The organism is Butyrivibrio sp. DSM 10294, from assembly GCF_028539135.1.
In the GTDB taxonomy this organism is placed as follows: Bacteria; Bacillota; Clostridia; order Lachnospirales; family Lachnospiraceae; genus Butyrivibrio.
On sequence record NZ_JANSWL010000077.1, the window covers coordinates 376,989 to 390,316 of the forward strand.

The window sequence follows — 13,328 nt, forward strand, 5'->3', positions numbered from 1 at the left end:
TCAAAAGTGAATATAGCAAGGGTTCTGATAGCAGCCCTGATCGCAGGATTATTATCCTTTTCGCCTGCAGTTGAGGCTAAAGCGGCCAAAAAGAAGATGACTCTTAATACTGCAAGGAAGATGGCAATTCTAAATTCAGACTCAGTGGAAAATGCGGAGATGAAGGTGGAATCCAAGCAGGCTGCCTATGAAAGTGCTGTTAAATCCCTGAAGATCAAGGAACAGAGCATGAGGCAGTTCAGATGGTCACCGCTTCTTAGCTTCCACTTTCCCGAGACACCGAATTTTGCCCAGGCTTCTGAGTTCCAATACAAGCCGGTGCAGCTGCAGTATGACATAAGAGTGGCTCAGCACAATCTTCAGGATAAAAACTTCGAGGTATCGGAAAAGGTCAACAACCTTTTTGTAGATATTGTAGCCCTTCAGGAGAACATCGCCTTCAATGAAAAAAGACTTGAAACGGCGCAGACAGGGCTTAAGAAAAATCAGGCCAAGTTAAAGCTGGGACAGGCCAACAAAAGTGATGTTGAAAAGATTGAAAAGAACATCGAATCCCTTACCAGCAAGATTTCATCCCAGAGAACAACCTTGTCCTCAAATCTTACGAAGCTTTCAAAGATGATAGGGGTAGATGTCACCACCGGTTATGATTTTGAGAAGCCCTTTGTGGATGCGGATATTGAACGAAGTCAGCTTCCCGCTATTATCAAGTACACCGAGGATAGAGATGAGGGCTACTATGAGGCCTGTATAGAAGAAGTTACTGCCAGGGCAGAGCTTAATACAAATGCCGGGCTTATGAGAAATAAATACGGCGGAGATTATTTCATGATCTCAAGCTATGTACAGACAGCACTTAATGGACAGGCAGTTAACAAAAAGGCTTTTAAAGCTTCATATAAACAGTTTTTGGTAAAGATAGACAGCTACTGGGGGGGCAAGAAAAGAATCTTTCTATTTATTAAGATTCCCAGACTCTGGTTCAAGGGAAACATGGACGGCACAAGATACATCGATGACGATCCCTATGCTCTGTACCAGAACGTCCTTGATTACAACAGTGCCTGCAATGATAAGAAAGCAGCCAAGGATGAGCTGGATCAGCTTGTTACGGATACCTATAACAACTATGTATCCGTCAAGAATGCATACAAGCAATACGTAAAGGATGTTGACAATGCCTCCAAGGACCTTAAAAAGGCTGAGTACCTGAACCGGGTGGGGCAGCTGACTTTTGAGGAATACCAGTCTCAGCTTGACAGCTACGAAGAGATGCAAAACAGCATGCTGGATGCCATGAAGCTGTATGCCACAACACTTTATTCCTTTGACAGGCTTACCTGCGGAGGGATAAGCGCCCTTATGAAGGGCACGGATGCAGACCTTCAGACTGCAGTTGTGGGCGAGAGCTATGTTGAAAAAGAAGTGTCTGAAGGCGCTTATTACACCTTAAGGCCAATTATTCAGGAACAGGAATTCGAGCTGTCCTTAAGGATTCCCGATGACTTTGAAATATCCATTACACATTATGAACTCTGGGTGGACAACATTCAGGTGGGAGGAAGAACTCCCGTTGATAAGAAACTCAGACATCTTATGATCACCGCAGACGGAGTTGATGAAGCCAAGATAAGACTTCTTGATAACGGAAAGTTTGTGGATGACTGCAAGATAGATCCTTCGGAAGAGTCAGGGCGACTTGAAATAACCAAGGGCTTTGTTGTGAAGAAGGAAGAGATTCCGGAACTCGGAACCTTTACCGTGGATGCCAATGAAACTACCGGCATCGTTGAACTTAAATTTGAGATGAAAAACGAGAAAATCAGGAAGTTTAAGGTACTTACGCAGGACGGCAAGCCCCTTGGCGGTGATGTACAGATAGACATCGACAAGCCACTTAAGTACATTTCGGTTCTAACACAGTCCTTGTCGGAGCTCAAAGTTGAGTTCTACGGAGAAGATGGCAATCTCATTGTCAGAGGAAGACTTGACGATGCCAATGGAATTGTCAGAAGAGAGGAATAAGTAAAGCATGAAATTTGGCAGAATGCTAAAAAAGTTAATAGCCATTTTACTGACAGCTGTTTTAGTGGGCTCCATGATCGTGGCACTCTTCGGACAGAGGGTTACTTCACTTGCAATTTTTGACCAATCCACTGCAGTTACTTATCAGACCTATAGCTCCGGGAACACTATTGAAAACTCTGTGCTGTTTATCGGAACCTACATTATTCATAAGGACGCGCTCAATGATCAGCTCTATGAGAAGGCCCAGAAGTCTGCGTCGGAGTCCAGCCAGAATGAGATTTATTACAAATCCGAGCTATCTGACGGACAGTGGTTTGACATAGGTGATATCGAGAATGGTGTAAGGGGAATTTCAAACCAGGGACGGCCGGTTAACATAGAGACCATCAATCCTCTGTATGTAACTTACTACGTGGGATCTGACGGAATCATGAAGGATGCCAAATCCCGAACAGCTATCAATCCCTTTGATATACCCGACCCTTATGATCTGTCCAAGCTGGCAGAGCTTGAACCTATCTGGACTCAGTATACCTATTCCGAATCCAAGCAGAATATATCCCAGGCAGACTTTTTGAAAAACAGAAATTCCAAGGAAACAGGGAATCTCAGAAGTGACGTGTATTATTATCAGCTTCTTAGTACCTTCTTTACCTTGAATTTACGGGATGCTGCCACTGACAAGTGCGATCAGCAGCTCGCCAAGCTTAATGACAGCTATATAGCAATGAAGGCTGCGGGAAATGATGATGAGGCAGCAATCATATATGAACTTATGGAGAAGGTTGATGCCACAAGACGTGCCATTGTATTCGAGAGGCTGTCTGAGATAGACGATAACCTTCTGGCAACACTGTATACCTTATCGACAGGCAGTTACTACACTCCATACGGAAGCTTCAAGAATTCCTATAGTGAGCCAAATAGAAGTTCCCAGCCTTCATACGTTGTCAAGCTGGAGGATTCCTTAAGGCAGGATCTGTCTACTTTTAATATAAGTGACTTCCAGAGTTCATGGTTTGCAAGGCTTGGTATACCCGGAATTTCACCGGGCTGGTGGACAGTTCTTCAGGAGGATGAGAAGGAAAGAGCCAAGAGGCGAGAAAAGAGTGACGATGAAAATGAGGAGTCTGAGTTTCCCTTTGCCGTGGATTCAAATCTGGTGGATGCCATAGGGACAGCAATCAGCAACTGCTCAGACAGTTACACCGCCAATAAGGGCAAAGCACTGGTTGATTCCGATGATGTCATTAATCACGTTATCTATGATTACAGCAATCAGGTAATCGAACAGACCAGTGGTGCTACCATTGGAGGCCCCATCACTCTTTTAAAGAATGCCAGAAGCATAAGAGACAATATTGTCGATGATAAGGATGGCGAGCTTTCACTGCTGAAAAATACACTGATAGGTCTGGCTTCTACAAGATATCAGACCAATTCCTCAGCGGGAGTTAATTCCGAGTATGCTTCGCTTATGTCGGAAGGAGCCAAGAAAAGCTCCCTTGACGATCAGAAGGCAGCACTTGAGAGCGACAGATCCATGCTTCAATATCTTATAGATGCCCTCAAGCAAAGGGAAACGGCCCCCAATGCTCTGAGCTTTATAAATGAGAGAATTACCTGGACGGAAGGCATTGTAGGCGGAATAAGAAAGGATGATTTCAGCCCCTATGCCCATTCCTCCGTGGAGGCACATATTGCCTGGCTCAAGGAGGAGGCTGCGAATGTTAAGTCCTCCGACGAAAGCCTTAAATCCGATGTGGACAAGCTTAAGGACAAGAAAGAGGAGCTGATAGAAAAACGAGACAGCGCCCTTGATAAGAACGATCTGGCCGGCGCCAAGGCATTAGATGCCAAGATAGCAGCTGTAGACAAGGATATTCAGGATCAGGGCGGAGACCTGGGAACTTTGGCAGATAATCTGCTGGATAAAGCAATGGATATGCTTGCTGACAATGCAGATGCCGATCTTACGGGAGTTGCGGAGTCTCTGGCAGGAATCGGAGCTGTGGACCAGCTGGAGGCTTTGGCCAGCAAGGCGGCTGCCAGCGGTGCTTCGAAGGACAGTTTAAACAGTATAACCGGCGCGCTTAACGAAGCCAAGGAAGAAGCCGGAATAACCGGTGGAAGCGGATCAGGAAAGGGAAGCAGAGCCGGAGCAGGAAGTGGAACCGGAGATGATACCGGAACAGGAACCGGAGATGATACCGGAACAGGAACGGGAGATGGTACCGGAACAGGAACCGGAGCAGGAGCGGGTGCAGGAGCAGGAACCGGAGCCGGTGCAGGAGCAGGAACAGGCACAGGAGCAGGCATGGGAACCGGAGCCGGTACAGGAGCCGGAACAGGCGCAGGCACGGGAGCCGGAGCAGGAACCGGAGCAGGTACAGGAGCCGGAACCGGAGCAGGTACAGGAGCAGGAACAGGCACAGGAGCAGGCACGGGAACCGGAGCAGGAGCAGGTACAGGAGCCGGAACAGGCGCGGGCACGGGAACCGGAGCAGGTACAGGAGCAGGAGCAGGAGCCGGAACCGGAGCAGGAACCGGAGCAGGTACAGGAACAGGAGCAGGCACAGGCACAGGAGCAGGAGCAGGTACAGGAGCAGGTACAGGAGCAGGAACAGGCACAGGAGCAGGCACGGGAACCGGAGCAGGCACAGGAACAGGAGCAGGCACAGGCACAGGAACAGGAGTAGGCACAGGAACCGGAGCCGGCACAGGTACGGGAGCCGGAGCAGGCACAGGAGCAGGCACAGGAACAGGAGCAGGCACAGGCACAGGAGCAGGAGCAGGCACAGGAGCCGGAACCGGAGCAGGTACGGGAGCCGGAGCAGGCACAGGAGCCGGAGCAGGCACAGGAGCAGGAGCAGGCACAGGAACAGGAGCAGGCACAGGTACGGGAGCCGGAGCAGGCACAGGAGCCGGAGCAGGCACAGGAGCCGGAGCAGGTACAGGAGCCGGAACCGGAGCAGGCACAGGAGCCGGAGCAGGAGCAGGTACGGGAGCCGGAGCAGGCACAGGAGCCGGAGCAGGCACAGGAGCAGGAGCAGGAGCAGGAACTGGAGCAGGTAGTGGTGACGCAGATGGAGCCGGTGATTTATCGGATCTTGTGACGGATGCAGACATACCTGAATTATCCGAGGAAGCTCTTTCCATAAGTGCTGATGACCTGGAGAGTGAACTTGAAGAGGCTCTGGGTGAAGACCTGGAAGAAATGAATGACAAAGAACTGGCCTCAGCTGCAGCAGTTGCTGCAAAGCTTGGCAAGAGCGGAATAAATGCAGGAAATGATCTGTCCAAACAGTTGGCAGCGGGAATGTACAAAAAAGGCAACAAGTATATGTACAGGAAATATTCCTCCGGAGGTGCTTCGGAATATGTTTCATTAAAGACTATAGCCTATTGTACAACCTTCAGATATTTCTATGACGATGCCAGGACATCAGCAACCATGACTTCCAATTCTCTGATCTACATATTCAAGAGAGGAAGTGCACTGATGTACAAACAGACCACGGATTCAGCCCCGGAGAGCCTTGCCGCCAAACCGGTGGTTCAGGGAGATATGTATCTGTCGGAAGAGGATGCGATGACGTATTTTGGATGCTCGGCAGAGTACCTGAAGGGAACCAATTATGCACTGTGCATCACTCCCAAAATGCAGGCTGATATAGAACAAGCAGTGGATGCGGTGATAGACAGTATTAACTGAGAACCATTTTAACGAAAGGCAGTATAGATGGCTGATTATCCGATAATTTCAGATGTTAGTGCATATATTATCAAGACCTTGAGAGAAAAGATGTGCCCCGAGCCCATCCCATCTCCCAATAATATCGAGATCTCATCGCCCCTTTCTCAGGATGTTGACTATATTGTGGGGCTGTATCTCTACGACATAAGAGAGGACGTTGAGGTCACAGGGCCCAGATTCATAGAAAGAGGACGGGCACAGATCATGAAACCGCCAAGACCATACTCACTATACTATATGGTCTTTATAAACGGATCCGGCCAGATGGGCTTAAAGGATCCGGATATACAAAAAATCATTGGAAAAATAGCGCAAATTGTTAATGACAACAATTCAGTATTTCCCAATGAGCTGCAATCCTGGCTTGATACGCAGGAACCTCCGATAGTACTGTCTCAGGCGAAGATAAGTCTGGAGGAAAAGGTGCGGGTTTGGCAGGCTATCAACAAACCATATCAGATAAGCCTGTTCTACAGGGCGGCCCCCGTATACTTATCCAGCGGCGAGTACATTGATACTCCTAGGGTAACCGATGCAAGCTTTGGATTGTCTATAACTGGCGAAGAAAGGGGGTAAAAGAAGAGATTGACAACAGTGATCAGAGCGACTCTTTCGGTGGTGCTTCACCTTGTGGACACTACGACCGGGAGAGACGTGGATGATACGAACGTCAGGTTTACCGGTGGTGAAACGACCTTTAAACCAATGTTTAAAGGAGACGGCAACTGGGTATTCATAGGTCTTGGCAAGGAAGACTTTCTTATGCACATTAAGGCTGAAGGATACGATGAAACGGACGTGAGTATCAACTATGGGACTCTGGATCCGAGACTGCCTGTAATTGATGTTTTCCTGATGCCGTCAGAGAAAAATCGATCAGGCGGAAGTGTACTTGAAATTTACGGAACCCTTCCGAAACTGGAACATATCGAGGCCATAAATCTTATGCGTCCGATATGTGGCTTCAGCGCTTTTACTGAAAAGAGAGGAAAGTATATCCTTTCCTTCCTTCCGAGAAACGCAGGAGGCCGGATCAATCTTGAGTGCATGAAATATGCACTGCTTTCAGAAACCAAAGAGCGCTACGAGGTTTTTGAAGTTCTAAGTACTGAAACTCAGACAAGCGTTGCTATAAGGGCTCCCGTCGATGCGGGGCACAAGGTGAACGAGATGATCTACCGTATTGTTTACGGAAGGGCAGGGCCAATGGGAGAATTTTCGCTCAAGGTCAGAAATGATTCTGACAATCTGCCTTATCTGATTCGTTTCAGGGCAGGGGACAGCGAATATTTCAGGCCCCTGGATTTTCACCTTGAACGCGGAGAAACGGACCTGATGAAGGGCGCTTTTAAATTAGATCCTTTAGGTGGAAAGGAAGAGGAAGAAGGAAAGAATGAGTGAGCTTGTTACAGTAGGCGGAACAGCCATGTGCACTATGGGAACCGGTCCCGCACCAATAAGAGTTACATCTCAGGTTAAGGTAATGGTAAGTGGTAAGCCCACGGCCACAATTCAGGATTGTCAGCCCGGGGCTAATATAGGACCCTTCGGATTGTGCACGTCCCTTGCAAATCCCCAGGTAGCCGCAGCTACAGCAGCTGCGCTAGGCGTCCTTACCCCCCAGCCATGTATGCCCGTCCCGGCAGGCTGCTGGATACCAACCAAACCAAAGGTGCTTGTGAGCGGCAAACCATGTCTGACTAATGACTGCAAGCTTATGTGTGCATATGCCGGTCAGATTTCCATCACGAATCCTGCACAGCTAAAGGCCACGGCAAAATGAAAATCTAAAAAGAGAGGTAAAGTATATGGCAGAGTATTTATCACCAGGCGTATACGTTGAAGAATATGATAATTCTCCCAGGGGTATCGAAGGCGTAGGAACAAGTACAGCAGGCTTTATCGGATTGGCTGAGAAAGGTCCCATCGAAGGAGCACCGCTTCTTGTTACCAGCATGAAGAGCTTCCAGCAGCAGTTTGGCGGATTTCTTTCAGAGTTTGGCTATGGAGAATACCGTTTTCTTGCTAACAGCGTAGAGCAGTTCTTCGACAACGGCGGAACAAGATGCTATGTAATGCGTGTAGCTCCGAGAGATGCAAAATATGCATCCGCCAAGAAGGGAATCCTTGACATCAAGGCTTCCAGTCCCGGAACATGGGGCAACAAGATTCAGATTATGCTTGCAACCAATACCAAGCGTAAACTGCAGCTCATCGAAAAGACCGAGACAGGCTTTATCGCAAAGAGTGTTGAGGGTTTCAGAGAAGGCGATCTTGTTGTATTTGAGGATACCTATACAAGAATCAAAACGATTTTCGATAATGAAGTAACCTTCGAGGATGATATTCCCGAGTCAGCCGTTGATACGGATATCATTCCCAAGTCACTTCTTTATCTTGTAAACATCGACATGACAGTTCGCTACGGCGACGACGTTGAGAATTATCCCGAGCTCTCAGTGAATATGCAGTCTCCGAGATACATCGGATCAAGACTGGCTGGCAGCGACATTGTAAAGGTTGAAGTTGCTCCTCTTAAGGAAGCCGGCAACCCTGTAGCTGCAATCCTCGGAGAGGATGTTCAGGATGGAGTATTCCTTCTCGACGGTGGTACAGACGGCTCTGTATCCAAGGTTGATGCAGGCACATTCATAGGTGAGGATTTAGGCCCCGGAAAGAGAACCGGACTTGCAGCCTTTGTTGAGAACAATGTTGTCAGCATGATGGCTATCCCCGGCGTAACAATTCCAGAGGTTGAGGTGGCACTTGTTGGTCACTGTTCTAATCTTCACAGCCGCTTTGCAGTACTTGATATGCCAAGAGACATGACTAAGACTGCAGACCTTATCGGCTTCAGACAGATTGTGGATTCAACCTACTGTGCTATGTACCATCCATGGATCAAGGTATTTGACAGATCGTCAAATAAGCCTGATTTCGTTCCTCCGTCAGGAGCTGTAATGGGTGTTTACTCAAGAACAGATATCGACAGAGGTGTTCACAAAGCACCTGCTAACGAAGTAGTATTCTGTTCCGGTCTTTCAGTTAACTATACCAAGGATGAACAGGACATCCTGAATCCTGAGGGAATCAACCTTATCAGGCAGCTTCCCGGCCAGGGTATCCGTATTTGGGGCGCAAGAACAGCTTCGTCCAACAGCGCCTTCAAGTATGTCAATGTCCGCAGACTGTTCATCTTCGTTGAAGAGAGTATCAAGGCCAACACCAACTGGGTTGTATTTGAGCCTAACGATCCTACTCTTTGGCAGAGAGTCAATCTCACTATCTCCGGATTCCTTGATACACTCTGGAGAAACGGAATGCTGGTTGGAGGATCTTCCTCAGAGGCATTCTTCGTTGAGATCGGACCGTCCACCATGTCCCGTGATGACATTATGAACGGAAGACTTATCTGTAACATTGGTATAGCACCTTCACGTCCCGCAGAGTTCGTAATCTTCAGAGTGACACAGCACACATCTGAAGCAGGCGGTGGTGAATAATAAAAAATGAAAGAAAGGAGTCATGATTTATGGCTACTGGAGCATATGAAAACGATAGAAAGAGCTCATACCCATTAACTAAGATGAATTTCCTTGTGACCGTTGATACCATTGCAGGCTCAGCTGCATTTTCAGAGATCACAGGAGTAGAGGCTACGGTTGATGTGATTGAGTTCCGCCAGGGTAATTCAGGTTCACTGGCACCTGTTAAGATTCCCGGACTAGTTAAGCACGGAAATGTAACACTTAAGATGGGATATATTATCTCAAGCGCGTTCAAGACATGGATCATGGAGTGTGTCAGCGAGACACGTGGTCAGATTCCTCGTCAGGACGTAACCATCGAGCTGATCGATATCAATTCCGGCGCACCCAACAGCCTTGTTACAACTTCACAGGGCGCAAGACAATGGTCACTTAAGAATGCCTGGGTAACCAAGTATACAGCACCTGATCTTGACGCCAAGAACAGTGATGTTGCCATTGAGACTGTTGAGATCTGCTACGAGGAACTTATTATTCCTAACTAAAATTACGTTGCTTTTTTTCAGGGCACAGGGGAGTTTTCCCCTGTGTCATACAAAGGAAACAACACAAACATCATTGTTACTACACATAAAAGGAGGATGCTATGGAAACTACGTACGAATTTACACTTCCCAAGGGGTATATGGATGCAGCGGGGGAACTACACAGAAAGGGGAGAATGAGACTTGCGACAGCGGGGGATGAGATTTCCGCCACAAGAGACCCGAGAGTCCTTGCCAATCCTTCATATCTTACAATTGTTATCCTTAGCAAGGTTATCACAGGAATCGACGGCCTGGACAGCATAACGGCCACCACTATAGAGAAACTTTTCACCGCAGATCTCGCATATCTTCAGGACATGTATCAGAGGATAAATGATGTGGAACCGCCTGTGATGAGATGTGTATGTCCCGACTGCGGCAAGACCTTTGAGGTGCCTCTAAATTTTACTCAGGAGGGTTAAAGCTCTATCCAAAGGATGAACTGTACAAGGAAATGTCTTTTATCTCCTATTATTTCCACTGGGGAAAAGATGAGGTTATGAACCTTGAGCACGCCGAAAGGCGACGCTGGTGCAGCGAGATATCCGGAATAAACAAGAGCCTTTCACCCTCCAAGAAAAAGGAAAAGAGTCTTTTGGATATGAAACCAAGCAGATAAAGAGGATGATCAATGAGCGTTGAGTCATTTTTGTTAGGAAATACAGATGAAGGAGTAAGAAATCCCATAACAGCTTTTAACTTCGTATTGGAGGTTGAAGGCATATATTTCCTGCCCTTAAAAAGTGTTCGCGCTTTTACGAAAGAAAACGAATACGAGTATATCAAGGAAGGCGGCGTCAATGACTATATTCATCTAAAGCGCAAGCCTATCTCCAAACCCTTTACTTTCCAAATAGAACGATACGTAGGAACAGAAAGAGCGTTAGACCCTCTTGCCAACGGCACGGAGCTGGTACTACCGCTTATTCTGCATGTATACAGACATAAGGCAATGGAAGGTTTCACATCTCTTCCGGATGCTTTACCTGCAAGACTTTATACCTTTACGGGATGTACCGTTATCAGCAAGGAATACGGTGAACTCAATGCCGAAAGAAGCAGCATTCTGACTGAGGTTACAACTATAGCATATAGAGAGCTTATGGTAGTGACCAATCCTTTCAAATCTTCATCCGAGAAGGAGGCCTATAGTTACAAGAAGGATGCTCTCAAAAATAAGTATGCCGAAAGATCCAATATTGACAAGGAAAACAAAACTTATACCAAGAACGATAAAAAGGAAATTGCAAGAAAGGATAAAGGTGTCTTTAACAGACCTCAGTATCAGATGAAGGTCGATAAAGAAAAAGCTAAAAATATCGATACAAAGGATCAGGACGCTGCAAATAAGATTTATCAAAGAACAGGTCCCAATGGTTCCTTTGCCAGAAATGATAAAAGTGATTTTAACAGACCTCAGTATCAGATGAAGGTCGATAAAGAAAAAGCTAAAAATGTCGATACTACGGATCAGGACCTTGCCAATAGCATATATGGTAAAACCGGCCCTGACTCTGCCATGGCCAGATCTGATAAAAGTGATTTTAACAGATCTCAGTATGAGATGCATATTAATAAGGACAATGCCAAGTATGCTCCTCAGAGCCCCATTGATAAGGCTAAGGGCATCTATGAAAGGGATGGCAACACTCAGCAATGGAAGCGTATAGATAATAACGAGGTCAACAAACCGGCCTACAGTATTAAAGACAACCAGGAAACGCCCAGGCATGCAACTGTAAGTCCTATAGATGCTGCGGGAAATGTCTATATAAAGGGGCCTAACGGATCCTTGATAAGAAACGATAGCGGAGATCTCAACAGATCTCAGTACAATATGAGGGATAACGGCGCAGATGTTAAATATGCTGAGCAGAGTCCTATCGATGAGATCGGTGATATATACCAGGAAGGCGATGGCGGTGAGCTTATCCGTGTTGATGAAAGCGAAGTCAACAAGGAAATGTACAGCATGCAGGTACATATGGAGGACACCGTCAATGCACAGATGAGTCCTATTGACAGAGACGGTCAGACCTACACCAAGGGTGATAACGGCACAATTATAAGATCCGATTCAGGTGATCTTAACAGACCTCAGTATGAGATGAAGGCCAACATGGCCAAAGTGAAAAATGCCACCACCAACGGTCGAGACTCAGAGAAGCCTAAAGAAAAGCCTCAATATGAAATGAAGAAAGATCAGGCGAAGACCAAGTATGCCCAGACCACCGGAAGAGATTCAGAAAAGCCTGAAGAAAAGCCTCAGTATGAGATGAAGAATGACGGCTCAGATCTAAGGTATGCCGAGCCGAGCCCTATCGACGAGATGGGCGGTATCTATTCAGAAGGCGATGGCGGTGAGCTTATCCGAGTTGACGGAAGCGAAGTCAACAAAGAAATGTACAGCATGCAGGTACATATGGAGGATACCGTCAATGCACAGATGAGCCCTATAGACAGGGACGGCCAGACCTACAGCAAGGGCGATAACGGCAAGATAGTCAGATCCGACAATGGTGATCTTAACAGACCACAGTATGAGATGAAGGCCAACATGGCCAACGCGAAGAATGCTACCACCAGTGGCAGAGACTCAGAGAAGCCTGAAGAAAAGCCTCAGTATGAGATGAAGAAGGATCAGGCCAAAACCAAGTATGCCCAGACCACCGGAAGAGATTCGGAAAAGCCTGAAGAAAAGCCTCAGTATGAGATGAAGAACGACGGCTCAGATTTACGATATGCCGAGCCGAGCCCCATCGATGAGATGGGAGGTACCTATTCGGAAGGCGATGGCGGTGAGCTTATCCGAGTTGACGCAAGTGAAGTCAACAAGGAAATGTACAGCATGCAGGTACATATGGAGGACAACGTCAACGCTGCGATGAGCCCTATAGATAAGAGTGGCCAGATATATAGCAAGGGGCAAAACGGAAGTATTTCAAGAAGCGATTCAGGTGCGCTTAACAGGCCTCAGTATGAGATGGCAAGTGACATGGCCAATGTAAAAAATGCAACTGCCAGCGGACGTGATTCGGAGAAGCCTGTAGAGAAACCTCAGTACGAGATGAGGAAGGATCAGGCTAAGACTAAGCACGCTGAGAAGTCCATAAAGGATTCGGAGAAGCCTGATGCAAAGCCTCAGTATGAGATGAGTAAGGACGACACCTACAACAAGTACGCAGAGATGTCCCGAAAGGATCCGGAGAAGCCTGATGAGAAGCCTCAGTACGAGATGAGTAAGGATGACACCTACAACAAGTACGCAGAGATGTCCCGAAAGGATCCGGAGAAACCTGAAGAAAAGCCTCAGTATGAAATGAAGAAGGATCAGGCCTCAAATAAGTATGCTGAGAAGTCCATAAAGGATTCGGAGAAGCCTGAAGAAAAACCTCAGTATGAGATGAGCAAGGACGATACGTATAACAAATATGCGGAAATGTCCAAGAAGGATCCGGAGAAGCCTGA

9 protein-coding genes and 1 pseudogene are annotated in these 13,328 nt (G+C 47.1%); all 10 read left to right on the plus strand.

Translation table 11 applies throughout. The annotated features are described in order from the left end of the window. Positions 1–6: 6 nt before the first annotated feature. Complete coding sequence (locus NXH67_RS10780; RefSeq protein ID WP_272797384.1) at positions 7–2,025, plus strand: TolC family protein; 2,019 nt, start codon at positions 7–9, stop codon at positions 2,023–2,025. 22 nt (positions 2,026–2,047) lie between these two features. Beyond that, positions 2,048–5,743 carry a hypothetical protein gene (locus NXH67_RS10785; RefSeq protein ID WP_272797385.1) on the plus strand — a complete coding sequence of 1,232 codons (3,696 nt, stop codon included), beginning with the start codon at positions 2,048–2,050 and terminating at the stop codon, positions 5,741–5,743. 27 nt (positions 5,744–5,770) lie between these two features. Further along, on the plus strand, positions 5,771–6,361 hold the full coding sequence (locus NXH67_RS10790) for a DUF4255 domain-containing protein (RefSeq protein WP_022780071.1): 591 nt from the start codon (positions 5,771–5,773) through the stop codon (positions 6,359–6,361). Between the two features lie 9 nt (positions 6,362–6,370). Further along, positions 6,371–7,186, plus strand: a complete 816-nt coding sequence (locus tag NXH67_RS10795) for a hypothetical protein (protein ID WP_272797386.1) — start codon at positions 6,371–6,373, stop codon at positions 7,184–7,186. After that, on the plus strand, positions 7,179–7,568 hold the full coding sequence (locus NXH67_RS10800; RefSeq protein WP_022780073.1) for a DUF4280 domain-containing protein: 390 nt from the start codon (positions 7,179–7,181) through the stop codon (positions 7,566–7,568). Before NXH67_RS10795 ends, NXH67_RS10800 begins: the two co-directional genes overlap by 8 nt. Positions 7,569–7,593: 25 nt before the next feature. Then, a complete protein-coding gene (locus tag NXH67_RS10805; RefSeq protein ID WP_022780074.1) occupies positions 7,594–9,288 on the plus strand; it encodes a phage tail sheath family protein in 1,695 nt (564 codons plus the stop codon). A gap of 29 nt (positions 9,289–9,317) precedes the next feature. Continuing rightward, entirely contained in the window at positions 9,318–9,818 is a 501-nt protein-coding gene (locus tag NXH67_RS10810) for a phage tail protein (RefSeq protein WP_022780075.1), read from the plus strand. A gap of 101 nt (positions 9,819–9,919) precedes the next feature. Beyond that, positions 9,920–10,282: a hypothetical protein gene (locus tag NXH67_RS10815; RefSeq protein WP_022780076.1), complete on the plus strand. Its 363-nt coding sequence runs from the start codon at positions 9,920–9,922 to the stop codon at positions 10,280–10,282. 11 nt (positions 10,283–10,293) lie between these two features. Further along, a pseudogene (locus NXH67_RS10820) lies at positions 10,294–10,479 on the plus strand (DUF6760 family protein); the annotation flags it as partial. Positions 10,480–10,491: 12 nt separating this feature from the next. Continuing rightward, the coding region (locus tag NXH67_RS10825; RefSeq protein ID WP_272797387.1) for a hypothetical protein at positions 10,492–13,328 on the plus strand (2,837 nt) is incomplete at its 3' end.